We start from the raw sequence: 25773 nt of genomic DNA on the forward strand, positions 1-25773 counted from the left end.
CCCCTTTGGCGATGCACCCAAGGAAGAGGCACCGCCCGCCCCCGGCGCCGCCGGCACCGAACCCGAGAAGAAGTAGGCGCTTTTGGGTCCGGCACCATTTCGTTTCGAACCGTCGCAGGGCGACGCGGTCGAAGGCCCGGCGTTCTCGCTGCCCTTCAAGCTGCTGGCCACCGTGATCGTGGGCGGTTGCGCCTTCTGGCTGGCACAGCTCTGGTCGGTGGGCGCCCTGGGCACCGCCAAGACCGGCGGCCTCGGCTGGTTCCTCGCCGGCATGGCGCTGATGGGCTGGACCTGGTTCCACATCATGACCAGCCGCACCCGCATCGACCGCCAAGGCCTGCACCAGCGCTGGATCTGGGACAAGCAGATGGCGTTCGACGACCTCGCCTTCGGCAAGCTGATCCGCGTGCGCGGACTCGACTGGCTGATTGCGCCGCGGCTCTATGTGCGCACGCTGGTCGGCAAGTTCGCGGTGTTCTATGCGGCCACGCCGGAACTCATCGCCGAATTCGAGCGGCTGGTGGCCGAGCTCAAACAGGCACGCAAGCTCTGATCGCGCCCGTGCAAGTGCCCAGTGCCCATGAAAAAACCGCGCAGCGCGCGGTTTTTTATTGGGTGCCCTTGAAGCTCAGAGCTTCACGGATTGCATGTAGTTGTCGAAGCGGCCTTCGGCGACGCGGAACCATGCCACCTGGTCGCGCTGGAAGGTCAGGAAGTCGGCATAGATCTTCTTCCATTCCGGGCTCTTGGCACTGTTTTCTTCGTAGACCTGCAGGGAAGCCTTGAACGATGCGTCGAGGATTTCCTTGCTGAAGGGCAGCAGCTTGATCTTGGCGCCGATCAGCTGCTTGAGCGCGGTGGGATTGCGCGCATCGTACTTGGCCAGCATGTCCTGCGAGGCCACTGCGGAAGCGGCCGCGACGATGGCCTTGTTCTCGGCCGACAAGGCATCGAAAGCCTTCTTGTTGATGAAGAAGTCGACCTCCGGGCCACCTTCCCACCAGCCCGGGTAGTAGTAGTGCGGCGCGACCTTGTTGAAGCCAAGCTTCTGGTCGTCGTACGGGCCGACCCATTCGGCGGCGTCGATCGTGCCCTTTTCCAGCGCCTGATAGATCTCGCCGCCCGGAATGCTTTGCGGCACCACGCCGAGCTTGGTCATCACGTCGCCCACCAGGCCGCCGCCGAGGCGCATCTTCAGGCCCTTGAGGTCGGCCGGGGTCTTGATTTCCTTGCGGAACCAGCCGCCCATCTGGGTGCCGGTGTTGCCGCCGTTGAAGCTCAGCATCCCATAGGTGCCGTAGAACTCGTCCATCAGCTTGCGGCCGTTGCCGTGCATCATCCACGCGTTCATCTGGCGTGCGTTCATGCCGAAGGGAATGGCCGAACCGAGCGCGAAGGCCGGGTTCTTGCCGTAGAAATAGTAAGGCACCGTGTGGCAGGCTTCGACCGAACCCTGCTGCACCCCGTCGACCACGCCGAAGGCCGGCATCAGCTCGCCAGCCGCATGCACCGAGATTTCGAACTTGCCGCCCGACATGGCCTTGACCGCATTGGAGAAAACTTCGGCGCCGCCATAAATCGTGTCGAGCGGCTTCGGAAAACTGGACGCAAGCCGCCAGCGAACGGCCGCTTGCGCATGGACTGCGGGCGCAATGCCGGCGGCCAGAACGCCGGCGATGCCGGCGTTTTTGATGAGGGAACGACGATCCATTGAATTCACTCCGAGTGCATTGGAAAAAACGAAACGCGGCTTGTGGCCGCGTTGACGACTTTTGTAAGTCTTACAGATTGTAAAAACGCGCTTCTACGCGGTCGGCGGGGGTTTACCCTGCGACGGACCCGAAGCGCCGGGTGATCGAGGCTTCGATACCCGCGGCATCCAGGCCGATCGAGGCCAGCAGCTTGCCCGGGTCGCCATGCTCGATGAAGCGATCAGGCAAGCCCAGCTGCAGCACCGGCTTCTGCACGTTGGCCGCCTGCAGCGCCTCGAGCACCGCACTGCCCGCGCCGCCCATGAGGGCGCCCTCTTCGAGCGTGACAATGGCATCGTGCGTGCCTGCCACCTGCAGCAGCAGCTCGACATCGAGCGGCTTGGCCCAGCGCATGTTGACCACCGTGGCATCGAGCGACTCGGCGGCGGTGAGCGCGGAGTACAGCAGCGATCCGAAGGCGAGGATCGCGATGCGCCGGCCTTCGCGGCGCACTTCGCCCTTGCCGTAGGGCAAGGCGTCGAGCGTGAGGTGCGGCGTCACGCCGGCACCCGCGCCGCGCGGATAGCGCACGGCCACCGGATGGTTCTGTTCGTAAGCGCTCGACAGCAGCTGACGGCACTCGCGCTCGTCGGCCGGACAGGCGATGCCCATGTTGGGAATGCAGCGCAGGAAGGAGATGTCGTACGCCCCTGCATGCGTCGCGCCGTCGGCGCCGACCAGGCCCGCGCGGTCGAGTGCGAACACCACCGGCAGGTTCTGGATCGCGACGTCGTGGATCAGCTGGTCGTACGCACGCTGCAGGAAGGTCGAGTAGATCGCCACCACCGGCTTCAGGCCTTCGCAGGCCAGACCGGCCGCGAAGGTGACCGCGTGCTGCTCGGCAATGCCGACGTCGTAGTACCGGTCCGGAAAGCGCTGCTCGAATTCGACCATCCCCGAGCCTTCGCGCATCGCGGGCGTGATGCCCACCAGCCGGCCGTCGTGTGCCGCCGTGTCGCACAGCCATTGCCCGAACACCTGCGTGAAGGTCTGCTTGGCCACCGCGGCGGACTTGACGAGGCCCACCTGCGGATCGAACTTGCCGGGCCCGTGGTAGGCCACCGGATCGGCCTCGGCCAGCTTGTAGCCCTGCCCCTTCTTCGTGACCACGTGCAGGAACTGCGGGCCGCGCAGGTGCTTGAGATTTTCGAGCGTGGGCACCAGCGAATCGAGGTCGTGGCCGTCGATCGGGCCGACATAGTTGAAGCCGAACTGCTCGAACAGCGTGGCCGGCACCACCATGCCCTTGGCGTGCTCCTCGAAGCGCTTGGCCAATTCGAACAGCGGCGGCGCGGCGCGCAGCACGCTCTTGCCGACGCTCTTGGCGGCGGCGTAGAAGTTGCCGCTCATCAGCTGCGCGAGGTAGCGGTTGAGGGCGCCCACGGGCGGGCTGATCGACATGTCGTTGTCGTTCAGGATCACCAGGAGCTTGCAGTCGCACACACCCGCGTTGTTGAGCGCCTCGAAGGCCATGCCGGCCGTGAGCGCGCCGTCGCCGATGATGGCCACGGTGTAGCGGTCTTCGCCCTTCTGCTTGGCGGCCATCGCCATGCCGAGCGCGGCCGAGATGCTGGTCGACGAGTGCGCGGTGCCGAAAGTGTCGTACTCGCTCTCGCTGCGCTGCGGAAAGCCCGAGATACCGCCGATCTGCCGCAGCGTGGGCATGCGCTCGCGCCGGCCGGTGAGGATCTTGTGCGGATAGGTCTGGTGGCCCACGTCCCACACCAGCCGGTCGTGCGGCGTGTTGAACACATGGTGCAGCGCGACGGTGAGCTCGACCGTGCCGAGGTTAGAGCTCAGGTGGCCGCCGGTGCGCGAGACGTTGTCGAGCACGCAGGCGCGCACCTCGTCGGACAGCTGCCTGAGTTGTGCGCGGTCGTAGTGTCGGATCGGCGAGGGGTCGTGGAGAGTGGGAAGCAGCGGAGCCATGTGGGGGATGTTCTTTTCTCAGCGGTCGCGGTCGACCACCATGTGGGCCAGCGCGCGCAGGGCGGCGGTGTCGGCCAGGCCGCTCTTCGCCAGGGCGGCAAGCGCGTCGGCGAGCAGTTGGCGGGCCTGCGTGCGTGCGCCGTCGAGGCCGAGCAGCGACACGTAGGTGGGCTTGTCGGCCGCGGCGTCCTTGCCGGCGGTCTTGCCCAGGGTCTGTGAATCGGCGGTGACGTCGAGGATGTCGTCGACCACCTGGAATGCGAGGCCGATGGCCGCGCCGTAGTCGCGCAGGGCCGCCAGCGCGGCCGGGGTCACGTTGCCGCAGGCGGCGCCCATGACGACGCTGCCCTGCAGCAGCGCACCGGTCTTCAGGCGGTGCATTTCGCGCAACTGGGTTTCGTCGAGCGCGATGCCGACGCTGGCCAGATCGATCGCCTGGCCACCGGCCATGCCCTGGCTGCCCGCGGCGCGCGCGAGCAGGCGGCACAGCGTGGCTTGCGTCGCGAGGGGAACCTCGTCGCCCTCGGGCGTCAGCAGCTCGAAGGCCAGCGCCTGCAAGGCATCGCCGGCGAGCAGTGCGTCGGCCTCGCCGAACTTCACGTGCACCGTGGGCTTGCCGCGGCGCAGCACGTCGTTGTCCATGCAGGGCAGGTCGTCGTGGACCAGCGAATAGGCGTGGATCAGTTCGGTGGCGCAGGCCGCGCGCAGCGCCGCGGCTTCATTGCCGCCGGCGGCTTCGCTGGCCGCGAGCACCAGCAGCGGCCGCAGCCGCTTGCCGCCGTCGAGCACGGCATAGCGCATCGCGTCGCCCAGCAGCACCGGCGAGTCGACGCCGACCCAGCGCGACAGCGCCGCCTCGACATTCGCAAGATGCGGCTCGCTCCAGCCGGCAAGCCGTGCGGCATCCCAATCGGTCATCGCGGCCGCCGTCATTCGGCCGTCCAGACCTTGAGGCTGCCCGCATCGAGCACCTTGATCTGGTCTTCGACCGCCTGCAGCTTGTCGCGGCAGAAGGCGAGCAGTGCGGCGCCGCGCTGGTAGCTGCCGAGCAGTTGGTCGAGCGGCAGCTGGCCCGATTCGAGTTCTGCAACCAGTTGTTCCAGTTCCTGAAGCCCCGCTTCGTAACTGGCGGGCAGCGGGCCCGTATCGGGCGTGGCCGCCGGGCTGGAAGAAGAAGGAGAAGGCACCTTGGGCATGCAACGAAACGTGGGTGAAACGGGGCATTTTAGGGCGGGGCCCGAATCGGGTGGCGGCCGCCGCCGGGCCGCCCCAAGGCGAGCCGCGCCTCCCCCTCGGGGGGTGGCGAATTACACGCAGCGTAGCGGAGTGAAAAGCCGGGGGGCAAAAAAATGACCCCCGGGTACAATGCGAATTCTTCTTGTTGGCAAAACCGACACACTTCTCGGGCCGTTGCATCTCAGACGGTGCCTTCCGTTATTTCCTTTTTTTCTCCCTGTGGGGAGCTTGGTCAGGTCCTCCATGTCTGATTTAAGTCTTCAACTGCAGCAGGCCGCGAGCCAACTTCCAGTTTCCGCGTATTTCGACGAAGCGCTCTACGCGCGCGAAATGCAGAACCTTTTTGCGCGAGGGCCCCGCTATGTCGGCCATCGCCTCGCCGTGCCCGAAATGGGCAACTTCCACACCCTGYCGCAGGAGCACCAGGGCCGCGCGCTGGTCCACACGCCCAAGGGCGTGGAGCTGATCTCCAACGTCTGCCGCCACCGCCAGGCGCTGATCCTGCAGGGCCGGGGCCAGCTCGACAACCAGGCCGGCGGCAACATCGTCTGCCCGCTGCACCGCTGGACCTACGCCGCGAGCGACCCGCGCACCACCGGTACGCTGATCGGCGCCCCGCATTTCGAGCAGGACCCCTGCCTCAGCCTGCACAACTACCCGCTCACCGAATGGAACGGCCTCCTGTTCGAGAAGAACGCCGATGGCACGGGCCGCGACGTGGCCGCCGACATGGCGGGCCTCGGACCCCGGGCCGACCTCGACTTCAGCGGCTACACGCTCGACCGCGTCGAGCTGCACGAGTGCAACTACAACTGGAAGACCTTCATCGAGGTCTACCTCGAGGACTATCACGTGGGCCCGTTCCACCCCGGGCTCGGCAGCTTCGTCACCTGCGACGACCTGCGCTGGGAGTTCAACGCCAGCTACTCGGTACAGACGGTGGGCGTGGCCAACCGCCTGGGCCGCGCGGGCAGCCCGATCTACCAGAAGTGGCAGGAGCAGTTGCTCAAGTACCGCGACGGCAAGCCGCCGAAGTATGGCGCCATCTGGCTCACCTACTACCCGCACGTGATGGTCGAGTGGTATCCGCATGTGCTCACCGTGTCGACGCTGCACCCCGTGAGCCCGACGAAGACGCTCAACATGGTCGAGTTCTTCTACCCCGAGGAAATCGTCGCCTTCGAGCGCGAATTCGTCGAGGCCCAGCAGGCCGCCTACATGGAGACCTGCGTGGAAGACGACGAGATCGCCGAGCGCATGGACGCCGGCCGCCGGGCCCTGATGCTGCGCGGCGACAACGAAACCGGCCCCTACCAGAGCCCCATGGAAGACGGCATGCAGCAGTTCCACGAGTGGTACCGCATCGCGATGCAGAACGCCTGAGTCGATGATTGCCGCATCGACGGGTGTTTCAGGAACACCGCGGAACCGGCTTTGCCGGGCCGCTGGTGTCGCCCCCGGTGAGGGGGTAGGAGAAGCGACACGAAGTGCGCGAATCCTGGAGGGGAGCCCATAGTGCAAGCGCTGTGGATGGTGCTCGGCGCCTTTTTGTTTGCGACCATGAGCGTTGTGGTGAAGGTCGCATCGGCTTGGTTCAACAGCGGCGAAATGGTGCTCGGGCGCGGCCTGATCGGCATCGTGTTCCTGTGGCTGCTGGCGCGCAACCGCGGCGTCTCGCTCGCGACGAAGTACCCCGGCATGCACGCCTGGCGCAGCACCATCGGCGTGGTGTCGCTGGGCGCATGGTTCTATGCCATCGCCCACATGCCGCTGGCCACGGCCGTCACGCTCAACTACATGAGCAGCGTGTGGGTCGCGGCCTTTCTGATCGGCGGTGCGCTGCTCGCCTGGGTGCCGGTGCCCGGCCGCGATGGCCGCGTCGAGCGCCCGCCGTTGCAGGGCGCACTGGCGATGACCGTGCTCGCGGGCTTCGCGGGCGTGGTGCTGATGCTCAAGCCCACGGTCAATGGCAACGAAGGCTTCGCGGGGCTGCTGGGCCTGCTGTCGGGCCTCACGGCCGCATTCGCCTACATGCAGGTGGTGGCGTTGTCGCGCATCGGCGAACCCGAGCTGCGCACGGTTTTCTACTTCGCGGTCGGCTCCGCCGTGGCTGGCGCTTTGGCCACGGCCACCACCGGGTTTTCAGGCGGGAATTCGTGGACGTGGCAGCATGCGCTGTGGCTGCTGCCGATCGGTTTGCTGGCCGCCCTCGGACAACTCTGCATGACGCGCGCCTACGCCACCGCCAAGACCCAGGCCGGCACCCTCGTGGTGGCCAACCTGCAGTATTCGGGCATTGTCTTTGCGGCGTTCTACAGCGTGGTGCTGTTCGACGACCGCATCGATGCCGCCGGATGGGCCGGCATGGCGCTCATCGTCGTGAGCGGCATCGCGGCCACCGTGCTGCGCCAGAGGGCCGTGCCGAAGGCGCCGGCCGAGGAACACTGAATCTCATCGAAGGAGAACACGCCATGTACACCACCCTCGTCAGCGTCGAACAACTCCAGCAACTTCAAGCCGGCGACACCCCCCTCATGGTGTTCGACTGCAGCTTCGAACTCATGAAGCCCGAGGCCGGCCCGCAGATCTACGCCGCCGCGCACATTCCGGGCGCCCTGTATGCCAACCTCGACACCGACCTCAGCGCCAGGCACGGCGTACCCGGCGCACATGGCGATGTGGTGGTGGCGCAGGAAGACGGCGTGCCGGCCTCGGGCGGGCGCCATCCGCTGCCCAGCCGCGAGAAGTTCGCGGCCTGGCTCTCGAGCATCGGCTTCGCGAACGACATGCAGGCCGTGGTGTACGACCGCAACGGCGCCAACTATTGCGGCCGCCTCTGGTGGATGCTCAAGTGGATGGGCCACGACGCGGTGGCCGTGCTCGACGGCGGCCTGCAGGCCTGGCAGGCCGCGGGCGGCGACGTCACGAACCGCGAGGAGCCGGCGCGCTTCCAGTCGAACTTCGTCAAGGGCGAGCCGATTGCCAAGCTCGTGACCACCGGCACCGTGGTGCGCCGGCTCGGCCAAACTGACCAGAACCTGATCGACGCACGGGCCGGTGCACGATATCGCGGCGAGGTGGAACCTCTGGACCCGATTGCCGGTCACATCCCCGGGGCCCTCAACCGGCCCTTCGCCGACAACCTCGGCCCCGACGGCAAATTCAAGCCGGCATCGCAATTGCGTGCCGAGTTCGAGACGCTGCTCGCGGGACGTGACGCGGCGACGGTCGTCCACCATTGCGGCAGCGGCGTGAGCGCTGTGCCCAACCTGCTTGCGATGCAGATCGCCGGGCTGGGGACAACCGCGCTCTATGCCGGCAGCTGGAGCGAATGGAGCAACACGCCGGGGCTGCCGACCCGGCAAGGCGCAGAACCATGAAACACATTCGGCTTCGACGTATCTCCGGTCTCGCAATCGCTGCCGCGCTGTTCGCGGCGGCCCCGTTCCTTTCCGCCCAGGCCCAGCAGCAGCACGCCCACGTGCACGGCCAGCTCAAGCTCGACGTGGCCATCGACGGCCCCACGGTCGTGATCGACATGGAATCCCCGCTCGACAACATCGTCGGCTTCGAACGCGCCCCGAAGACCGATGCCGAGAAGAAAATCGTCGAAGCCGCGATCGCCCTGCTGCGCGCGGCCGACAAGCTCTTCATCGTCGACCCGGCCGCCAACTGCAAGCTCGGTCCGGTCGACCTGCGCTCCAGCGCACTCGGCCTCGGCAACCCCGACCCGAACGAGCCCGCGGGCCATGCGGACCTCGACGCCACCTTCTCCTTCAACTGCACCAACGCGGCGGCGGCAAAGTTCATCGACCTGAACCTGTTCAGTGCGTTCAAGGGACTGCGCCAGATCGATTCGCAGATCGCTTCCTCGCAGGGCCAGTTCAAGCGCCAGCTCAAGCGCCCGGCCGGCGCCCAAGCGACCCAGCCCGCTCGCCTGAGCTGGGGAAAATAAGACTGTGAGCAGCACCTCCCAGCAGGCCGAGTCGACGGGCTTGCGCGTCGTCCTCTCCGCCGAAGCGCTGCGTTTTGCGTGGCCCGGCGTGAAGGCGCCCTGCATCGACATCGAGGCTTTCCGCATCACCGCGGGCGAATCGGTGTTCCTGCACGGCCCGAGCGGCTGCGGCAAGAGCACGCTGCTGTCGTTGCTGGCCGGCGTGCTCGTGGCCGACGAAGGCCGCGTGACCCTGCTGGGGCATGACTGGTCGCAGCTCTCGGGTGCCGCGCGCGACCGCAGCCGCGTGGCGCATGTGGGCTACATCTTCCAGCAGTTCAACCTGCTGCCCTACTTGAGCGTGCTCGACAACGTGCTGCTGCCCTGCCGCTTCTCGGCCCGGCGCGAAGCGCAGGCCTCGCGCAACCGCAGTTCGCGCGAGGAGGCCGAGCACCTGCTCGACCAGATGGGCCTCGACCGCAACCTGTGGAAGCGCCAGGCGCTGCAGCTCTCGGTCGGCCAGCAGCAGCGCGTGGCCGCGGCGCGCGCGCTCATCGGCCAGCCCGAGGTGGTGATCGCCGACGAGCCCACTTCCGCGCTCGACGAAGACCGGCGCGAAGCGTTCCTCGACGTGCTGCTGACGGCCTGCGCCGTCCACCACAGCGCGCTCGTGTTCGTGAGCCACGACCAGCGCATTGCGCAGCGCTTTGCACGGCATGTGCTGCTGCCGGAAATCAACCGCGCGGCATCGAGCGCGATGGCGGTGGACGCATGAAGGCGCTCTTTTCGATTGCTTGGCGCAGCGCCTGGAACCGGCGCTTCACGCTCGCGCTCACGGTGTTCTCGATCGCGCTGTCGACCTTCCTGCTGCTCGGCGTGGAACGCATCCGCACCGAGCTGCGCGAGAACTTCGCATCGTCCGTCTCGGGCACCGACCTGATCGTCGGCGCGCGCACCGGCTCCACGCAGCTGCTGCTGTACTCGGTGTTCCGCATCGGCGCGGCCACCAACAACATCTCCTGGAAAAGCGTGCAGGCGCTGGCCGCGCACCCCGGCGTCGACTGGGTCGTGCCGCTCTCGCTCGGCGATTCGCACCGCGGCTTCGCAGTGCTCGCCACGTCCACCGACTACTTCAACCGATTCCGCTACGGCGACCGCCAATCGCTGAAGCTGCGCGAGGGCAAGCCCTTCAGCGAACTCTTCGATGCGGTGGTGGGCGCCGAAGTGGCCGACAAGCTCGGCTACCACGTGGGCCGGAAGATCACGCTCGCGCACGGCAGCGGCGAACTCAACGTGGCCGAGCATGCCGACAAGCCTTTCACGGTCGTCGGCGTGCTCGCACGCACCGGCACGCCGGTCGACCGCACGGTGCACATCGGACTCGAGGCGATGGAAGCCATCCACCTCGAATGGGTGGGCGGTGCGCCCATGCCGGGTGTGCGCATTCCGGCCGAGCAGGTGCGCAAGTTCGACCTCACGCCGAAGAACGTGACGGCCGCGCTGGTGGGCCTGAAGAATCGCGCCGCGGTGTTCGGCGTGCAGCGCTGGATTTCCACCTACACCGGCGAGCCGCTGATGGCCATCCTGCCCGGCGTGGCGCTCGACGAACTGTGGAGCGTGATCGGCATCGGCGAGAACGCGCTGCTGCTGATGTCGGCGCTGGTCGCGCTGGTCAGCCTCGCGGGTCTTGTCTCGGTGGTGATGGCGGGCCTGAACGAACGGCGACGCGAACTCGCCGTGCTGCGCGCCGTCGGCGCCGGCCTGCGCCATGTGCTGGCGCTGCTCGCGCTCGAAGGCGCGATGGTCACCATGCTCGGCGTGGCCTTCGGTGTGGTGATGGCGGTGCTCGGCATCGCCCTGCTCTCGCCGTGGCTGCAGTCGCAGTTCGGGCTGACACTGAGCCTTTCCGAACCTACACTGAACGAATGGCTGCTGATGGCGAGCCTGCTGGTTGCGGGTTGGCTGGCAAGCCTCCTGCCTGGCATCCGTGCCTACAGACTCTCTCTTGCCGACGGCCTCTCACCGAGGATTTGAACCATGCGCATCGCAAAGAAAACCTTCACGATCAACGCCTTCACTCGCCTTTCAATGCTGCTTGCAGGTGCCGGCCTTGCAGCGGCCGCATGGGCCGCCGACCCCGCGCCCAAGGACACCACCGCGTCGAACCCGCTCGGCGGCAAGGCTGCACCGCCCGCCGCTGCCAAGGGCACGCCCGGCCAGCCGCGCCAGATCACCTGGGAAGAACTGGTGCCCAAGGACTGGGACCCGTCCAAGGAATTCAAGGGCATGGACCTGAGCGCGCTCGACGACGGCGATCCGCGCGCCAACGCGATGCTGATGAAGATGCAGGAGGTGTCGAACAACGCGCCGACCAACCCTGCGATGAACGGCGCCGAGATCAAGATTCCGGGCTTCATCGTGCCGCTCGAGGAGGCCAAGGGCGAGGTCACCGAGTTCCTGCTCGTGCCCTACTTCGGCGCCTGCATCCACACGCCGCCGCCGCCGGCCAACCAGATCCTGCACGTCATCCCGCAGAAGGGCGCCAAGTTCCGCGCCATGGACACCGTGTGGGTCACCGGCAAGCTGCAGACCCAGCGCAACGATTCGATGATGGGCGTGAGCGGCTACCACATGAGCGCCAGCAGCGTCACCAAGTACTCGGGCGGCGCCAAGTAAGCGCCCCGGCATCCTGTAGTTCCTAGGACCTCATTCGCACCCTGGGCACAGGCCGGATGGCTGAGGCGCCCGCCGCGCCTACATCGCACGACGGCCTCGCATCCCGCATTCGATGGATGCGCAACCCACCCGCGACGCCTAGATTGGCGGGCGTCGCTGCCTTCGCCAGCGGCATCTCGTCCAGATGGAGGAGGCGCCATGCGGGTCCTGCCGGTATTTCTCTTGCTGCCCCTGCTTGCCATGACCGCAGGCGACGCGGGCTCGCAGCCCGTTCGCATGGTTCGCCCCGAGCGCGCCGCCACCGCCATTCCCCTGGAGCGCAGCCCCGACCGCGCACCACCCTCCGCGCAGTGGGCAGCCCCGCAGCGCCACGCTCCGGCGGGCTCAGACCTGCGCCCGCCGTCGGACACCGGCATCGTCCGGCAGGTCGAGGTCGTCCCGCGTCAGCAGACGGTAAACCACTATCTGGAGCGCCGCGGCGTGGTGGCCGACCGCCCGACGGTCGAGGCCTTCCGCGCCATGAACCCGCAGGTCACCGCCACCAACCGCATTCCTGCCCACACGCGCGTCTCTGCCTTCGTGCCGGAGGCCGCCGCCAGCCGCCCCGCGACGGCAGCGCTGCAACCCCGCGCACGCATCGACATGGCGCAAGCTGCGCGCTACACGGCGGCCGTCGAGGTCGACCGCACGGGCCTCATCCAGGCCAAGGCACTGCAACTGCCGCCGAGCGCCTACCGCCGCCCGGTCGACGTCGACCAGCACCGCGACCTGCTCGCCAGCGTCGACAGCACCGCGCGGCTGGTGGCGCAGCGTGCACCCGCACTGCCTTCGCGCGAACTCGCACTGTCGCGCTACTACCTGCGCAACGCCAACGGCGTGGCGCAGCAGATCAATGCGCAGGCCGACACGCAGCCCATCGGCGAGCCGGAATTGCAGAAGCTTGCGGACGCCTCCAGGCCGGTGCAGGCCATGCAGGCACGCATGGTCAACGGCGAGAAGCCGCTCGAATTCCGCAAGGTCACGGTCAAGGTGCGCGGCGAGGATGGCAAGGACCTGCGCGAGCCCTTGCGCGTCTATGTGCTGCCCGCCGGACTGGTGGACAAGCCCGACGATCCGGAGCTGATTCTCGAACTGCTGACCCTGCTGAGCTTCGAGCGCCCGACCTCGCCCTCGACCGGCGAGGTGCAGCGCGGCGAGATGCGGCTGTGGGTCGGGCCCGATTTCAAGTACAGGGAAATGGCGGACCTCGTCGTGGCCGGCGGACTGACGAATTTCATGCGGGTCCATGGCCACCTGCTCGACGCGTCGAGCCCCGACCTGCTGTTCCAGGCCCCCGGCAGCGTGACGGTGCCGCCCGCACGCTGAGCCGCTCCGCCCGTCGCCATGGCCACCGACGCCCGCCCCGCCTCGCCGTTCGAAGGCCTCGTGGCCATCGTCGCCTCGGCCGCCGCCGCAGTCGGCGCCACGCTCGCGCTCTTCCACTCCTTTCTCGAAGACCTGGTGCCGCCCATCGAGGGCGCGCAACTGTCCATCGGCATGGTGTCGTTCGGCACCATGGTCGTGCTGCTGGCGCTGAGCCTGCTGATACGCAAGCGCCTGTCGTCCACGCGGCAGCAGTGGCTCGCCGTGCTCGCCCTGCTCCTGGCCGCAACCGCGTTCTGGGCCTTCTTCACCTACCGCGATGTCGTGCGGACCTACGTGTTCGCCTACCCTGCCGAGCTGCCCGCGAGCCAGCAGGCGCGCTACATCCGCGGCGAGCTGCACGAGATGGGCAGGAAACGCAGCCAGGGCATGCGCATTGCCGAGGCGGTGAAGATGTTCGGCGGCCCGCAGCTCGTCGCCGACCGCGAACTTCTGTGGGAAGAAACCGCGCAACAGGCCATGACCGGCCGGCTCGAGCGCTGGTACATGTTTCTCTCGATGCTGCTGACGACCGCGCTGTTCGTCGCCGCCATCGCGGTGTGGCGCGCGCTGCCGGGCAAGGCGCGCGCAGCACCGGCCAGGAAGCCCTCGCCCGGCGCACCGTCACCCCCCTCGGAAGGACAACCATGAAGGAACTGATCGACCAGATGCTGGCCATCGCGCGCACCGAGATCGGCACGCGCGAAACGGCCGTCAACAACACCGGCGCCCGCATCGTCGAGTACCAGGGCGCCACCTGGCTCGCACCGGGCGCCTGGCCTTGGTGCGCGGCCTTCACCGCCTGGGTCCTGCGCGAATGGCTGGAGAACGAGGCCGTGCGCGAAGCCCTGCACCTCGACACGTTCTCGCTGGCCGACAAGTGGCGTTGCCGCGATGCCAGTGCCTTCGGCTGGGAGAAGTGGGCGCGCCAGCGCAAGCTGCAGGTGCTCGACGAAACGCAGAAGGCCCGCGCGGGCGACTTCGTGGTGTTCGACTTCTCGCACATCGGCATCGTCACCGACGACCAGCCGGTTCCCAGCCGCACGCTCGCCACCATCGAGGGCAACACCAACGGCAAGGGCGAGCGCGACAGCGTCACCGGCGACGGTGTCTGGGTCAAGGAACGGGTGCCGAGCCTCGCGAAGAGCTACATCCGCATCTTCAGCTGATCCACCGGCTGCGCCTCTTTGTCGGCCATGCGCCGACACGCGCTGCAGTGGCGGGACGACACAGACGGTTGCATCCCGGGTGCAAGGTGGGTCATCGCAGACCGTCAGAGACCGTTGAGAGTTTCGAGGCGTGACGTCGGCGCCTTGATGGAACTCCAGATGAAAAAACAACGTCCCCCGGTCCCGCGGCTGCTCGCGATTTCGCTGTGCATCGGCGCACTCGCCATCGCAGGCTGCGACAAGGTCGCCCCGCCCACGCCCACCACGGAGCCGACAGTCTCCATTCCCCCGCCCACGGTGCCGCAGGCACCCGTTGCCGCTCCGGCCGCGGCCCCTGTGCCCGCGGCCTACACGCCGCCCTCGGCCGAGCAGCTGTACCAACTGGTCGCACCCATCGCGCTCTACCCCGACAAACTGGTCGCGCAGATCCTGGCGGGCGCGACCTACCCCGAGCAGATCACCGCGGCGCACGACTGGCTCGCGCAGAACGGGTCGCTCAAGGCCGGACCGCTCGCCGATGCGGCCAACCAGCAGCCCTGGGATCCGAGCGTGAAGTCGCTCACCGCCTTCCGGCCCGTGCTCGACCAGCTCGCCGGCAACATCACGTGGACCGAATCGCTCGGCAAGGTCTACTACAACGACCCGGCCGACGTGATGAACGCGATCCAGGTCATGCGGCAGCGCGCCTCGAGCGCAGGCCGCCTCAAGAACAACAACAGGCTCCGGGTCGCGAGCGCCGCGGCGCCGCGGGACTACGTCCCGGCGCCGGACATGCAGCCGGTCTATGCGGGTCCCGCAGTGATCGAGCCGCCGCAGCAGCTGATCACCATCGAGCCGGTGCAGCCCGACGTGGTGTACGTGCCGCGCYACGACCCCCAGGTGATCTACGGCGAGCCCCTGCCCGTCTACCCCGGCTATGCGTATGCCCCGCCCGTCGAGGTCGCGCCGGGCTACAGCCGCGGGCAAGTCGCCGCGGCGGGCGCGCTGGCGTTCGGTGCCGGCGTGGTCGTGGGCGCCGCGCTGGAGCGGCACGACTGGGGCTGGCACGCATGGAACATGAACTGGGGCGCGCCGCGCTGGCGGGGTCGCGAACCGGAGCGCATCGCGCAGCCGGCCTACGCCCGGCCGGCGGTGGTCTACAACAACAGCACCTACATCTCGCGCTCGACCACCGTGGTCAACAACAACGTGCGGAACGTCTACAACAGCGGTGCGCCGCGCAGCATGCCGCCCGGTGCTCCCCCGCCCAATTTCGCGGGCGGCCCGGGCTTCGCGCCACAGCAGCAGGCCCAGCTGGCGCAGCAGCAACAACAGCAAGCACGGCAGCAGCAAGCGTTGATGCAGGAGCAGCAGCAAGGCCAGCAACGCGCACAACAACAGGCCCGGCAACAGCAGGCGCAACAACTGCAAGCCCAGCAACAGCAAGCTCAGCAGGCACAGCGCCAGCAGCAACAGCAGCAAGAACAGATGCGGCGTCAACAGGCGCAGCAGGCCCAGCAACAAGCCCGGGCCGCCAACCAGCAGCAGCCGCAACAGGCCCGGCTCCAACAGCAGCAACAGCAGGAGCAGATGCGGCGGCAGCAGATGGAGCAGCAGCAACAGGCGCGTGCCGCCAGCCAGCAAGCCCAGCAACAGCAGCAGCAGCGCGCATTGCAGGAGCGCCAGCGTCAGCAGCAGACGCAGCAAACCCAGCAGCAGGCCCAGCAGGAGCAGTCACGACGCCAGCAGATGCAACAGCAACAGCAGGCGCAACAACAAGCGCGTGCCGCTCAGCAGCAGCAAGCTCAACAGCAGCAGATACAACGGCAACAGGCACAGCAACAACAAAGGCAGCAGCAAGCCCAGAACGAGGCCCGGCAGCAGCAGGAACAGATGCGCCGCCAGCAACAGCAACAGCAACGGCAAGCGCAAGCCGCGCGTGCGCAACAGCAACAACAGGCGATGCAACAACAGCAGCAGCAACGCCAGCAGCAGATGCAGCAACAGCAGGCACACCAGGCACAGATGCGCCAGCAACAGCAACAGCAACAGCAACAGCAAGCTCAGCAGCACGCCGCAGCAGCAGCCGCTGCGGCCGCAGCCAAACGCCCGCCGCGCCGTCCCGGCGAACCACCGGGACAACAGCCCTGAGAGGTGTCGCTCCGGTGCCGCCTACTGCTTGCCGATCTCGGTCAGCAGGCGCGTGACGAGGTAGATGCGCGGCACGATCGAATCGACTTCGATGTACTCGTCGCGCGCGTGGTAGCCGAAGCCCGCAAGGCCGAAGCTCTCGACCACCGTGGCCTTGCCCGAGCGGCCTGCATAGCCGGCATCGGTGCCGCCACCGGTCATCGGCGTCAACGCGAGGTCGCGATCGATTTCCTTGTAGATTGCCTGTGCCTTCTCGGCCAGTGCACGGCCCTTCGCGCCAGCAACGAAAGCCGGACGGCCGACCTCGACCTTCACCGTCGTCTCTGTATCCGGAATCAGCTTGCCGCTCGCGAGCTTGGCCTGCAGCGCCGCGTCGAGCTTTTTCTCGGCACCGGGCTGCGTGATGCGGATGTCGCCCAGCGCCTGCGCCTTCTCGGTGATCTGGTTGATCGGGCCGGTGGCGCGCGCCACGGTCCAGTTGAGCGTCACGCCGGGGATGTCCTTCGCGATGTCCTTGGTCTGCAGCATCTGGTATGACAGCTCGTACAGCGCGTTGCGGCCCAGCTCGGGGGCCGCACCCGCATGCGCCGCACGACCCTTCACTTCGAGCGTGGCCTGCGCGATGCCGGCGGCGCCCAGCAGCAGCGACTCGCCCTTGGCGACCGACTTGGCGGCCGTGGGCTCGAACGACAGCACCGTGTCGTGCAGGTCGGCCGTGGTGGCGATCAGCTCGCCCGAGCCGACCGAGCCCACTTCCTCGTCGGGGTTCACGAGCACCGTGAGCGTGTCGTAGTCGCGCCAGCCCGCGTCGGCCAGGATCTTCAGCGAGGCCATCATCACCGCGATGCCGCCCTTGTCGTCGGCGATGCCGGGGCCGTAGATGCGGTTGCCGTCGATCTTGTAGGGCTGGCTGCCGAGGATGCCGGCCGCGTACACCGTGTCCATGTGGCCCTGCAGCATGATCTTGCGCTTGCCCGTGCCCTTGATCGTGCCGATCACGATGTCGGCGCCCGCGCCGGTCTGCGTCTTGCGGCGCTCGGTCTTGAAGCCCGCGGCCTTCAGGCGGCCTTCGATCACGTCGGCCATCTTGAGCAGGCCGTCGACGTTCAGGCTGCCCGATTCGATCAGCACCATCTCTTTCAGGTTGTCGATCACCGCGGGCTGCGCCTTCTCGGCGGCGGCGAGCAGCTTGGCATCGGGCGCGGCCTGTGCAGCTGCTGCGGCGCCGAGGGCGAGGCCGCAGGCCACGGCGATGGAACGAAGGGCAAAGAAGGAGGAGCGCATTGTCATGACGGTTTTTGTCTCTGAGTGGATGGCGGTCGCCAGCATAGCGACCCGATGATGGATACCGAGCAAATCGGCGACAGCGCGCACCGCATGCAACGGCGCGTGGCCTGTAGCACGCTGAACGGCGGCCGCCGCTCGACAAGCGTACACAACGGCAGCAAGATTCTGCAGCCGCGAACCACTTGCCGTCCCCTCCATTTCCGACCCACAGGACAACCATGACTCAAACAATGCGCGCCGTCGTGCTCGACGCCCCGGGGCCACCCGAGGCCCTGCGGATCCGCACCCTTCCCATTCCGGTTCCCCAGCCCGCAGAGGTACTGATCAAGGTGCGCGCCTTCGGAATCAACCGTTCCGAACTGCACACCCGCCTCGGCATGGCCGAGGGGGTGAGGTTTCCTCGGGTACTGGGTATCGAGGCGTGTGGCGAAGTCGCAGCTTGTCCAGGGAACGAGTTTGCCGTCGGGCAGCAGGTCGTTGCGATGATGGGGAACATGGGCCGCACCTACGATGGCGGCTATGCCGAATACACCTGCGTGCCTGCCTCGAACGTGATCGCCTTCCACAGCGGGCTGCCGTGGGAAGTTCTGGGCGCAGTGCCGGAAATGCTCCAGACCGCCTACGGATCCCTCGTGTCGGCACTCGATGCCCGCGAGGGTCAATCGATCCTGATCCGCGGTGGGACGTCGTCGGTGGGACTGGCCACGGCGAGCCTTGCGAAGCAACGGGGTCTGACGGTTCTTGCAACGACGCGAAACCCCGCCAAGCGACCGGCACTGTCCGCCGTCGGCGTCGATCACGTCCTGGTCGACGACGGCGCCGTTGCGTCTCAGGTTCGCAGGCTTTTCCCCGAAGGGGTCGATCTCGCCCTCGAGCTGGTCGGGACGCCGACGCTGCCCGACACCCTGCGTGCGCTGCGCCGGCGGGGTGTCGCGTGCTTCACCGGCATGCTGTCGAATGAATGGACCGTCAGGGATTTCTATCCCATCGGCTATTTGCCGAACGCCGTGAGGCTGTGCGCCTACTCGGGCGAGGCGGCCGATCTGCCGGCATCCGTCCTGCAGAGCTACCTCGACGACGTTGCATCGGGAAAGCTCTCCGTACCGATCGACAAGGTCTACGCCTTCGACGATATCGTCGAGGCGCACAGGGCGATGGAGCACAACGAAGCCAAGGGCAAGCTGGTCGTCGTGATCTAGCGCCTGTACGTATTGTTGGTTGTGATGCGACCGTTGGCCCGCATGGGCGCGGCTCTGCAGTTGTTGCGCTCCGGACGCTCGACGTAGCTGGTGCACTCACAAGCAATACCCGTTGGCGAGACAACGTTGATGTCGGCTCGCCCGCTCTGGAAAATCGGCAGTGCCGACGTCGAGAACCATCGGGCTGGCTCAGAGCATGCCGTTGCGAAATAGCAGCCCGCGCCAGAAGCCCAGCTGCATGTCGAGGCGGCCTCGGTTGATGAGGTCGCGCAGCAGGCGCTGGCGGGTCGGTGCGGGCACGTTGTCCAGGATGTCCGCGCAGTCGTGCTCGCGGTACAGGCCGCGCGAAAACAAGTCGCGCTTGACCACCGGGCAGCCCAGCAAGCGATAGAAGAGACCGAAGCCGAAGTGCAGCTGGCTCCCGTTGGTCACGTGCTCCAGGATGTGATCGATCAGCAGCTGGCGCGACAGCCGCTGCGCGCTTTGTGCCATGCCCTGCGCTTCGCTCGTCTGCGGCATCGCGCGCGCGGCCACGTCCCGGCTCAGCAAGGCAACGCGTCCGTCCGCTTCGCGCAGGCTGCGCAACGCACCGAGGGTCGGCGTGCCGGCGGACCCCGGATCGGTCGCCGATGCGTCGCGTGCGGCGGCGCTGCCGGCCAGCGCGTCGGCGCCGAGGATCAATCCGTGCGCGCCGATGGACTGGCCCAGCACGCTCATCAGCGCGTGCCGGCGGAAGCCGAAAGGCAGCCATCGCGTGGCGTCCACCACTTCGTGCAGGGGCATGTCGCGCAGCTTGCGGGCGAGCCGCGTCACGTCGTAGACCACGTCGATCGAGCAGGCCAGGCGCTTGAGCACTGCGGTCAAGCCCAATTCGCCGGCATGGATCGTGTGCTTGCGCAGGTCGTAGGGCGTGTAGTCCTGCCAGAACCGGTGGAACTCGGGATGCACGAAGGCGACGCCGCTCACGGACAGGGCAAAGGAGCCTACGTGATGCTGGTACTGGTTCTCGGCCAGGCCGACCACGTCGAACTCGCTGAAGATGAACTCGGCCACCAGGCGGTCCAGCTCGGTGCCCTCGATGTAGAGCAGGCTGTCGTTGAAGTACAGCGCGCGCTCGGGCTTCACGCCCTGCGACAGCAGGCTCAGCGTGGCGGCGCGGTAGGCGCCGAAGTCGCGCCCGACATTGCGCCGGACCATCACCCGGTGCACCCGCTGCGAGAGCGCGCGAAGCTCCTCCGGGGGCACCTCGCCGTTGCACACGAGCACCGTGTTCACCTGGGCGCGCCGCAGCGCGTCCAGCAGCACATGCAGGTTGGCCGACTCGCCGTGGCCGGCGTACTTGACCACGATCGCATACACGTCGCCGCGCGCCGGCGCCACGACCTCGTCGGATTCGAAGCGCGGCCGGCGCTCGCGGCGCACGGCGGGCTGCTGCAGCAGCTTCGAACCTGCGGTGTAAAACCAAAGAATCGTCTGGACGATGCGGCGACGCGCGAAGGACAGGAGGGAATGGATCAATCGCATGAGGTCTCCGGACACAGTTGGTCAAAGTTGTCACTCTGGGACACACTGCGGGTCTTATACATCCTGAAACGCCTGGCGCACAGCCGTGCTTCACCCATGAATTTCCGCGACCACATCCGTTCCCACATCGCATCCGGCGAACGGGCCCTCGAGTTCGGGGCCTCCTACTCGCCGATCCTGCGCAAGTCCGCCGGCTTCAACGTGTCGGTGGTCGACCACGCGAGCGCGGACGAGCTGCGGCGCAAGTACGCGGACGATCCGAACGTGGACATCGCGATGATCGAGGAGGTGGACGCCATCGACGACGGCGCCGAGCTCGACGCGCTGCTGCCGTCCGGCGAGCGCTTCGCGCACATCGTTGCCAGCCATGTGTTCGAGCACCTGACCGACCCGATCCATTTCCTGCAGCGCTGCGAGCGCGCGCTGTCGGACACCGGCCGCCTGTACCTGCTGATCCCCGATCGCCGCTACACCTTCGACTACTTCCGCCCGGTCTCGACCGCCGGCCAGGTGCTGCAGGCCTTCGTCGACGGACGCCGCCGGCACAACGTGGGCGCGCTGTATGACCAGGCCGCCTACAGCGCCACGCGCAACGGCGCAGCGGTGTGGGGGCCAGGCTCGCCGGGCCCCTTCGGCATGGCCGGTGTCGCGCACGCGGGCTACGACAACGCATTGGGCGCCGACCCTGCCACCTACCGCGATTGCCATGCCTGGGTGTTCACGGCCTCCAGCTTCCGGCTGATCATGCAAGAGCTGCGCGAGCTCGGCCTGATCTCGCTGGGCGAGACCTTCTTCCATGACTGCCTGGGTTGCGAGTTCCTGATGGTGCTGCAGCGCGGGGCGCGCGGCAGCGGCCTGAACCGGCTGGCCCTGGCAGAACAGGCGATGCGCGAGAACCTCGAGCACGACGGCGGCGCGACCGCCCAGGCTGCCTACGAACTGCGCTCGCCACACCCGCAGAACGCGCTGGACCTGATGCGGGGCAGTTGGGTCGGCAGCCTGCCACCCGGGCTCGGCCTGAGCGCCGGCACGCGCAGCGATCTCTGGGACGACGTGCGCATGCGCTGGCTGGCCGACACGCTCGGCGGGCTGCAGGGCCGCGACGTGCTGGAGCTGGGCCCGCTGGAGGCCGCGCACACCGCAGCCCTGCTGCAGGCCGGCGCACGCTCGGTCCTCGCAATCGAGGCCAACAGGCAGGCCTTTCTCAAGTGCCTGATCGTCAAGGAACTGCGCGGCCTGCGGGATGCCGCCTTCCTGCTGGGCGACTTCATGGGCTTCTTCTCGAACGATGCGCGCCGCTGGCCCCTCATCGTCGCCAGCGGCGTGCTCTATCACATGGCCGATCCGCTTCAGCTGCTGCAGGCGCTGGCCGAACGCACCGACACCCTGTTCCTCTGGACCCACGTGATCGACGACACCGCGATGCCGCAGGGCGATGCTCGCCGCGGCCTGGTTGCCGGCGTGGAGAACATTGCCTGGCGCGGTCGCACCCTGCGCTACCACCGCCGCGTGCCCTATGGCCCGGGCCAGCAGCAGGACCCGATCTTCTGCGGTGGACTCGTCCATGCACCGGCCTGGATGGAACGCGACGCGCTGCTGCAGGTGCTGGGCGCGCTCGGCTTCGACGACCTGCGCATCGCACATGACGAACCCGACCACCCCGCCGGACCCGCACTGTCGATCCTCGCGCGGCGCAGCGCCGCGTCGCGGCTCAGTCCACCGGATAGCGGTCGTCGCTGATCTGGCGCGGATCCACCGGCCAGTCGACCGTGCTGGGCCCGGTCTTGCGGAAGAGCACGCCCGAGGCCAGCATGCCCGGCAGTTCGCGGAAGGCCGTCTCCGGCATCAGGTGCTGCGCGACGATGAACCCCGGCATGTCGTGCTGCGCCTCGACGATCTCGAAGCCGGTGGCGGCATTGAAGAGCGCCTGCCAGGCATGGCGTGAAAACCGGAAGTAGTCGCACGGCTCCTCGTGCAGGCTCCAGGTCTGCGGCGCGAGGATGGCACCGATGCCGCCGATGCGCATCACGCGGTTGATCTCCACCGCCGCCTTCCAGGGCATCATCAGATGCTCGAACACCACGTGCGACATCACCGCGTCGAAGCCTTCCGCCGGCAGGAAGCTGCTGGCCAGGTGGATGTCGCCCACCACGTCCACGTTCGGTCCCGGCACCACGTCCATGCCGGTGTAGCGCCAGCCGTCGGGCAGCCACTCGCGCCGCGTCACGCCCACCCGCGCGCGCGAGCCGACCTCCAGCAGATGCCCGGGCGGCCGCTCGCACACCATCGACTTGAAGCGATCGAACAACCCCGTGACCCGGTTCTCGCTGCCGAGGGTGCCGGGCGCTTCGATCAGGTGCTCGCCCCCGTCGCTCAGCCGGATGCGCAGGCGCGCAGACATCAACGGGCCYGGATCCTCCCCCACCACCAGCGTCTCGTCGAAGCGGCAGGCCACCGCGACACGACCGTGGCGCCCTGCCAGGTCCACGCTCGGCAACCGGATGCGCTCCAGGGCCGCGACCTGCCCGTCGCCCAGCAGCAATTCGATGGCATGCACCTCGGCGCTGCGCGAGAAGGCGTAGCCTGCCAGGCGCAACACGCCCTGAAAGTGCGAAAAGCGGTCGATACCGAAATGGAAGTCATCATTCATGGGCGCGGATGTTCGCATGGACCGCGCGCCGGGGCCACCCCGATCGCGTATGACGTCCCTGCGGGTCGGCTCGGAGTGAGCGGTCAGAGGCCGACGGCAAAATGCGGCCAATGCCGGAAGGACAGGCTGGCGGGCTGAAGTGTCCTCGCGGCGAACTCAATGCGAGGCCGAGAGTGCCTTTGAAAGGTTGCGCAACAGCGATGCACCGTCTCCCTGCCACGCGCTGCCGTGCATGCATGCGAGCGTGCGGGGCTCCTGCTTCGCGAGCTCGGTCAGCAATGCCGCAGTCTGCGGCGCATGCGCGTAGTAGTCCATCTGAAGCCGGAATGCTTCGCTGGGGCCGAGGATGTCGGTATCGATCAGCGCCCGCTCGCTGTTGCCCGGCTGCGCCAAGAGGTCGCCGCAGAAGAAGGTGTGTGTTTGCGTATCCATCATCAGCCCGCACTCCCAGCCGTGCGGAAGATGCGGCGTGTCGAACCAGCGCATCGTGTGGCTGCCGAGTGCGAGTTCTTCGCCGTCAGCGAGCGCAAGCGGCGGGCGGTCGGCCAGGTCGGTCATCGAGACCATGGCTGCAATGCTGCCGCACAAGGGAACGGCTTGCGGCGCCGCCGCCAGGAACAGGTTCAGCGCGCCGCATTCGTCCGCCTCGACATGGGACAGCCCGATGTAGCGCAGCCGCTGGACCGGCAGCACGCTGGCGACGGCTTCGCTCACCAGCGGGAAAAGCTGCCGCGGGCCGGAGTGGAACAGCAGCGGCTGGTCGTCGACCACCAGGTATTGGTTGAAGCTGAAAAGGTTGCCGTCGGGCAGCGGCACCGGGGTGTTGATGCGGAAGATGCCCGAGGCGATTTCCTGTACGTTGGTGCCGGCCTGCGGATTCGTGATCATGCGCGTCTCCTGTGTGTTGGGGAGTACCGAAGGAATGCGTCGCCAAGCCCGACACACTACGCCGATTCGGCAAGTCCGGATGGACGAATTTTCGCTTTCGGCGGAAACCGAAGGCCGTGTCCGGGGGCTCGAAGCTCTGCGGCAGAATGCGGCCACGAGCGGGCTGCCGTCGATGGCATGCCTCCTATCAAGAAAGGCGCACATGACCCGCATCATTCCAGCGCTGGTCCTGGGGATGGTCGACGAGGCCTCCAGTTCAGCTGGCTCGGATGTTTCTCCCTTTTGGCTGTCGGACAGCGAGGAAACATCAGAGGAAGGCATGTACCAGTTGGCCTCGGAACTCGACGTCGACAATCCCGACCACCTTCTCGATCAACTCCCGCCTGGCTACAGGATCGTGTACGCGATCTTCACGTGGGAGCAGAGCCGAGCAGGCGAAGGATTCAAGACGGGCACGGACAACGCGGGTCAAACGCTGGTCCATGTCGCGGCCGCGAGCTACGCCGAAGTCGGCATGTCAGAGGAAGCCACAGCGCTTCGGCACATGCTCGAACAGTACGCCAGGACGCCGCTCGACCACGCTCGAATCGAGGCAGAGTACAACGCTGTGGACAATCCCTACAAGGAAGACTGGGATCGAATTCCTCACTTGGTCAGGCATCTCTGCGAGAACGCAGACCGCTACTTCTGTATTGAGGCCTGACCCTTCTGCGCTTGCCCGTGCCCTTGATCGTGCCGATCACGATGTCGGCGCCCGCGCCGCGATGCACGCCAGCTGACGGCGTAGCGCGTATCCGGGGTCCGGGCTGACCGGTGCTTCAACTCGCGCCCTACGGCAACTCCCGTCCGCTGGCCGGGTCGGCGGTGGAGGGCAAGGCGCCGCGCAGGAGCGGCGGCGCGAGCTTGCGGTTGCCCGTGGCGGCCTGCGGCGCGGGAATGAGCCGGGTGCCTTCCATGCTGATGCTGCCGCTGCCGCGGTTGGGTGAGCTTGCGAGCGGTGCCTCGGGCAGCATGGGAGCGGCGTTCACGTTGCGCAGCATGACGTTGTCGGTGTTCGGCTGCACCTGCTGCTGCAGGCCGCGGATCTCGTCGTAGCGGTCGTAGGCGAAGGCCTCGGTCGAGGCACCGTCGCGCATCACCGCAGGGCGCAGGAACATCATGAGGTTGCTCTTGTTGCGCGTGCGGTTCTCGTTCTTGAACAGGTTGCCGAGCACCGGGATGTCGCCGGCCAGCGGCACCCTCTCGATGCTGGTGTTGTAGGTGTCCGACAGCAGGCCACCCAGCATGATGAGCCCGCCGTCCTCGACCAGCACGCTCGATTCGATGGAGCGCTTGTTGGTGGTGGGGCCGTTGGCGTTGGCCATCGTGGCCGCATCGACGTTCGAGGTCTCCTGGAAGATCGTCATCTTCACGGTGCCGTTCTCGTTGATGGTCGGGCGCACGCGCAGGGTGAGGCCCACGTCCTTGCGCTCGACGGTCGTGAACGGATTCACGCCCACCGAGCCCGAGGTGCTCGCGTACTGGCCGGTGACGAAGGGCACGTTCTGGCCGATGACGATCTTGGCTTCTTCGTTGTCCAGCGTCAGCAGGTTGGGCGTGGAGAGCACATTGGCATCGCCGTCGCTGCTGAAGAAACTGGCGATGGCGCCCAGGATGTACTGGCCGCCGATCTTGCCGGCGATGCCCAGGTTCAGTCCCGGCTGGATCGACGACGCCAGGCCGGCGGCATTCCGGGCGGCCAGCGCCTGGGTCAGCGCCAGGATGTTCGTCCCGTTGAGGCTGGAGTTGGTGCCGACGACACCGTTGCGGCCCAGCGCGCTTTGCCACTGGACGCCGAAGCTTGCGGCCTTGTTGGCGCTCACCTCGACGATCAGCGCCTCGATCATGACCTGCGCGCGCCGGCCGTCGAGCTTGTCGATCACCGCACGCATCTGCCGGTACTGCGGCTCRGGCGCCGTGATGATCAGCGAGTTGGTCGACGGATCGGCCTGGATCTGGC

Annotated in this window: 24 protein-coding genes; 15 read left to right on the forward strand and 9 right to left on the reverse strand. The window is 67.3% G+C overall.

Going from position 1 to position 25773, the window contains the following annotated elements; translation table 11 throughout:
• Positions 1–82: 82 nt before the first annotated feature.
• Entirely contained in the window at positions 83–553 is a 471-nt protein-coding gene (locus AC1DXX_RS28340) for a hypothetical protein (protein WP_478137541.1), read from the forward strand.
• Between the two features lie 75 nt (positions 554–628).
• Here the strand turns inward: AC1DXX_RS28340 and AC1DXX_RS28345 are convergent, their stop codons facing one another.
• From AC1DXX_RS28345 to xseB, 4 genes are all read right to left on the reverse strand, one after another.
• The gene (locus AC1DXX_RS28345; RefSeq protein WP_478137542.1) at positions 629–1711 is read right to left on the reverse strand and encodes a TRAP transporter substrate-binding protein; all 1083 of its coding nucleotides are present in this window, start codon (positions 1709–1711) and stop codon (positions 629–631) included.
• 112 nt (positions 1712–1823) lie between these two features.
• A complete protein-coding gene (gene dxs / locus AC1DXX_RS28350) occupies positions 1824–3680 on the reverse strand; it encodes a 1-deoxy-D-xylulose-5-phosphate synthase (protein ID WP_478137543.1) in 1857 nt (618 codons plus the stop codon).
• An 18-nt stretch (positions 3681–3698) separates the two neighbouring features.
• The gene (locus AC1DXX_RS28355; RefSeq protein WP_478137544.1) at positions 3699–4598 is read right to left on the reverse strand and encodes a polyprenyl synthetase family protein; all 900 of its coding nucleotides are present in this window, start codon (positions 4596–4598) and stop codon (positions 3699–3701) included.
• An 11-nt stretch (positions 4599–4609) separates the two neighbouring features.
• Positions 4610–4876 carry an exodeoxyribonuclease VII small subunit gene (xseB, locus tag AC1DXX_RS28360; RefSeq protein ID WP_093434602.1) on the reverse strand — a complete coding sequence of 89 codons (267 nt, stop codon included), beginning with the start codon at positions 4874–4876 and terminating at the stop codon, positions 4610–4612.
• A 283-nt stretch (positions 4877–5159) separates the two neighbouring features.
• On the opposite strand from xseB, the gene AC1DXX_RS28365 reads away from it, so the two are divergent.
• The 11 genes from AC1DXX_RS28365 (at position 5160) to AC1DXX_RS28415 (ending at position 16226) form a co-directional block, all read left to right on the forward strand.
• Complete coding sequence (locus AC1DXX_RS28365) at positions 5160–6299, forward strand: aromatic ring-hydroxylating oxygenase subunit alpha (RefSeq protein ID WP_478137545.1); 1140 nt, start codon at positions 5160–5162, stop codon at positions 6297–6299.
• A 147-nt stretch (positions 6300–6446) separates the two neighbouring features.
• Positions 6447–7364, forward strand: a complete 918-nt coding sequence (locus AC1DXX_RS28370; RefSeq protein WP_478137563.1) for a DMT family transporter — start codon at positions 6447–6449, stop codon at positions 7362–7364.
• 23 nt (positions 7365–7387) lie between these two features.
• Positions 7388–8296, forward strand: coding sequence for a sulfurtransferase (locus tag AC1DXX_RS28375; protein ID WP_478137546.1), 909 nt, complete (start codon positions 7388–7390; stop codon positions 8294–8296).
• Complete coding sequence (locus AC1DXX_RS28380; RefSeq protein ID WP_478137547.1) at positions 8293–8871, forward strand: DUF2796 domain-containing protein; 579 nt, start codon at positions 8293–8295, stop codon at positions 8869–8871. The genes AC1DXX_RS28375 and AC1DXX_RS28380 overlap by 4 nt, the downstream gene beginning before the upstream one ends.
• A 4-nt stretch (positions 8872–8875) precedes the next feature.
• Positions 8876–9625 (forward strand): ABC transporter ATP-binding protein, encoded by a 750-nt coding sequence (locus tag AC1DXX_RS28385; protein WP_478137548.1) that lies wholly within the window; start codon positions 8876–8878, stop codon positions 9623–9625.
• Positions 9622–10884, forward strand: a complete 1263-nt coding sequence (locus tag AC1DXX_RS28390) for an ABC transporter permease (RefSeq protein WP_478137549.1) — start codon at positions 9622–9624, stop codon at positions 10882–10884. Before AC1DXX_RS28385 ends, AC1DXX_RS28390 begins: the two co-directional genes overlap by 4 nt.
• A 3-nt stretch (positions 10885–10887) precedes the next feature.
• The gene (locus AC1DXX_RS28395; RefSeq protein ID WP_478137550.1) at positions 10888–11526 is read left to right on the forward strand and encodes a DUF3299 domain-containing protein; all 639 of its coding nucleotides are present in this window, start codon (positions 10888–10890) and stop codon (positions 11524–11526) included.
• Between the two features lie 198 nt (positions 11527–11724).
• Entirely contained in the window at positions 11725–12891 is a 1167-nt protein-coding gene (locus AC1DXX_RS28400; protein ID WP_478137551.1) for a hypothetical protein, read from the forward strand.
• A gap of 18 nt (positions 12892–12909) precedes the next feature.
• Positions 12910–13578, forward strand: coding sequence for a hypothetical protein (locus AC1DXX_RS28405; RefSeq protein ID WP_478137552.1), 669 nt, complete (start codon positions 12910–12912; stop codon positions 13576–13578).
• On the forward strand, positions 13575–14096 hold the full coding sequence (locus AC1DXX_RS28410; RefSeq protein ID WP_478137553.1) for a CHAP domain-containing protein: 522 nt from the start codon (positions 13575–13577) through the stop codon (positions 14094–14096). The genes AC1DXX_RS28405 and AC1DXX_RS28410 overlap by 4 nt, the downstream gene beginning before the upstream one ends.
• 159 nt (positions 14097–14255) lie before the next feature.
• Positions 14256–16226 (forward strand): DUF3300 domain-containing protein, encoded by a 1971-nt coding sequence (locus AC1DXX_RS28415; RefSeq protein WP_478137554.1) that lies wholly within the window; start codon positions 14256–14258, stop codon positions 16224–16226.
• A 21-nt stretch (positions 16227–16247) separates the two neighbouring features.
• On the opposite strand, the gene AC1DXX_RS28420 is transcribed toward AC1DXX_RS28415, so the two are convergent.
• Entirely contained in the window at positions 16248–17516 is a 1269-nt protein-coding gene (locus tag AC1DXX_RS28420) for a glutamate carboxypeptidase (protein ID WP_478137555.1), read from the reverse strand.
• Positions 17517–17731: 215 nt separating this feature from the next.
• Between AC1DXX_RS28420 and AC1DXX_RS28425 the strand changes: the two genes are divergently transcribed.
• Positions 17732–18712 carry a zinc-binding alcohol dehydrogenase family protein gene (locus AC1DXX_RS28425; protein WP_478137556.1) on the forward strand — a complete coding sequence of 327 codons (981 nt, stop codon included), beginning with the start codon at positions 17732–17734 and terminating at the stop codon, positions 18710–18712.
• Between the two features lie 189 nt (positions 18713–18901).
• Here AC1DXX_RS28425 and AC1DXX_RS28430 read toward each other — a convergent pair whose 3' ends face one another.
• Positions 18902–20236 carry a hypothetical protein gene (locus AC1DXX_RS28430; RefSeq protein WP_478137557.1) on the reverse strand — a complete coding sequence of 445 codons (1335 nt, stop codon included), beginning with the start codon at positions 20234–20236 and terminating at the stop codon, positions 18902–18904.
• A 96-nt stretch (positions 20237–20332) separates the two neighbouring features.
• Between AC1DXX_RS28430 and AC1DXX_RS28435 the strand changes: the two genes are divergently transcribed.
• Entirely contained in the window at positions 20333–21976 is a 1644-nt protein-coding gene (locus AC1DXX_RS28435; protein ID WP_478137558.1) for a class I SAM-dependent methyltransferase, read from the forward strand.
• Here the strand turns inward: AC1DXX_RS28435 and AC1DXX_RS28440 are convergent.
• Together AC1DXX_RS28440 and AC1DXX_RS28445 are read right to left on the reverse strand one after the other, a co-directional pair.
• A complete protein-coding gene (locus AC1DXX_RS28440) occupies positions 21948–22886 on the reverse strand; it encodes a methyltransferase domain-containing protein (RefSeq protein WP_478137559.1) in 939 nt (312 codons plus the stop codon). The two genes, AC1DXX_RS28435 and AC1DXX_RS28440, sit on opposite strands and share 29 nt — an antisense overlap.
• Before the next feature lie 156 nt (positions 22887–23042).
• Positions 23043–23774, reverse strand: a complete 732-nt coding sequence (locus AC1DXX_RS28445) for an oxygen-binding di-iron domain-containing protein (RefSeq protein WP_478137560.1) — start codon at positions 23772–23774, stop codon at positions 23043–23045.
• Positions 23775–23976: 202 nt separating this feature from the next.
• On the opposite strand from AC1DXX_RS28445, the gene AC1DXX_RS28450 reads away from it, so the two are divergent.
• Entirely contained in the window at positions 23977–24477 is a 501-nt protein-coding gene (locus AC1DXX_RS28450) for a DMP19 family protein (RefSeq protein WP_478137561.1), read from the forward strand.
• Between the two features lie 127 nt (positions 24478–24604).
• On the opposite strand, the gene AC1DXX_RS28455 is transcribed toward AC1DXX_RS28450, so the two are convergent.
• The coding region (locus AC1DXX_RS28455) for a secretin N-terminal domain-containing protein (RefSeq protein WP_478137562.1) at positions 24605–25773 on the reverse strand (1169 nt) is incomplete at its 5' end.

This window comes from Variovorax sp. P4_B10 (genome assembly GCF_056402375.1).

What these genes read in the sequence shown, in the direction of transcription:
- AC1DXX_RS28345 (WP_478137542.1), bottom strand. Translation starts at nt 1,711, where the DNA reads ATGGATCGTCGTTCCCTCATCAAAAACGCCGGCATCGCCGGCGTTCTG.
- dxs (WP_478137543.1), bottom strand. Translation starts at nt 3,680, where the DNA reads ATGGCTCCGCTGCTTCCCACTCTCCACGACCCCTCGCCGATCCGACAC.
- AC1DXX_RS28355 (WP_478137544.1), bottom strand. Translation starts at nt 4,598, where the DNA reads ATGACCGATTGGGATGCCGCACGGCTTGCCGGCTGGAGCGAGCCGCAT.
- xseB (WP_093434602.1), bottom strand. Translation starts at nt 4,876, where the DNA reads ATGCCCAAGGTGCCTTCTCCTTCTTCTTCCAGCCCGGCGGCCACGCCC.
- AC1DXX_RS28370 (WP_478137563.1), top strand. Translation starts at nt 6,447, where the DNA reads ATGGTGCTCGGCGCCTTTTTGTTTGCGACCATGAGCGTTGTGGTGAAG.
- AC1DXX_RS28375 (WP_478137546.1), top strand. Translation starts at nt 7,388, where the DNA reads ATGTACACCACCCTCGTCAGCGTCGAACAACTCCAGCAACTTCAAGCC.
- AC1DXX_RS28380 (WP_478137547.1), top strand. Translation starts at nt 8,293, where the DNA reads ATGAAACACATTCGGCTTCGACGTATCTCCGGTCTCGCAATCGCTGCC.
- AC1DXX_RS28390 (WP_478137549.1), top strand. Translation starts at nt 9,622, where the DNA reads ATGAAGGCGCTCTTTTCGATTGCTTGGCGCAGCGCCTGGAACCGGCGC.
- AC1DXX_RS28395 (WP_478137550.1), top strand. Translation starts at nt 10,888, where the DNA reads ATGCGCATCGCAAAGAAAACCTTCACGATCAACGCCTTCACTCGCCTT.
- AC1DXX_RS28400 (WP_478137551.1), top strand. Translation starts at nt 11,725, where the DNA reads ATGCGGGTCCTGCCGGTATTTCTCTTGCTGCCCCTGCTTGCCATGACC.
- AC1DXX_RS28405 (WP_478137552.1), top strand. Translation starts at nt 12,910, where the DNA reads ATGGCCACCGACGCCCGCCCCGCCTCGCCGTTCGAAGGCCTCGTGGCC.
- AC1DXX_RS28410 (WP_478137553.1), top strand. Translation starts at nt 13,575, where the DNA reads ATGAAGGAACTGATCGACCAGATGCTGGCCATCGCGCGCACCGAGATC.
- AC1DXX_RS28420 (WP_478137555.1), bottom strand. Translation starts at nt 17,516, where the DNA reads ATGACAATGCGCTCCTCCTTCTTTGCCCTTCGTTCCATCGCCGTGGCC.
- AC1DXX_RS28425 (WP_478137556.1), top strand. Translation starts at nt 17,732, where the DNA reads ATGACTCAAACAATGCGCGCCGTCGTGCTCGACGCCCCGGGGCCACCC.
- AC1DXX_RS28430 (WP_478137557.1), bottom strand. Translation starts at nt 20,236, where the DNA reads ATGCGATTGATCCATTCCCTCCTGTCCTTCGCGCGTCGCCGCATCGTC.
- AC1DXX_RS28435 (WP_478137558.1), top strand. Translation starts at nt 20,333, where the DNA reads ATGAATTTCCGCGACCACATCCGTTCCCACATCGCATCCGGCGAACGG.
- AC1DXX_RS28445 (WP_478137560.1), bottom strand. Translation starts at nt 23,774, where the DNA reads ATGATCACGAATCCGCAGGCCGGCACCAACGTACAGGAAATCGCCTCG.
- AC1DXX_RS28450 (WP_478137561.1), top strand. Translation starts at nt 23,977, where the DNA reads ATGACCCGCATCATTCCAGCGCTGGTCCTGGGGATGGTCGACGAGGCC.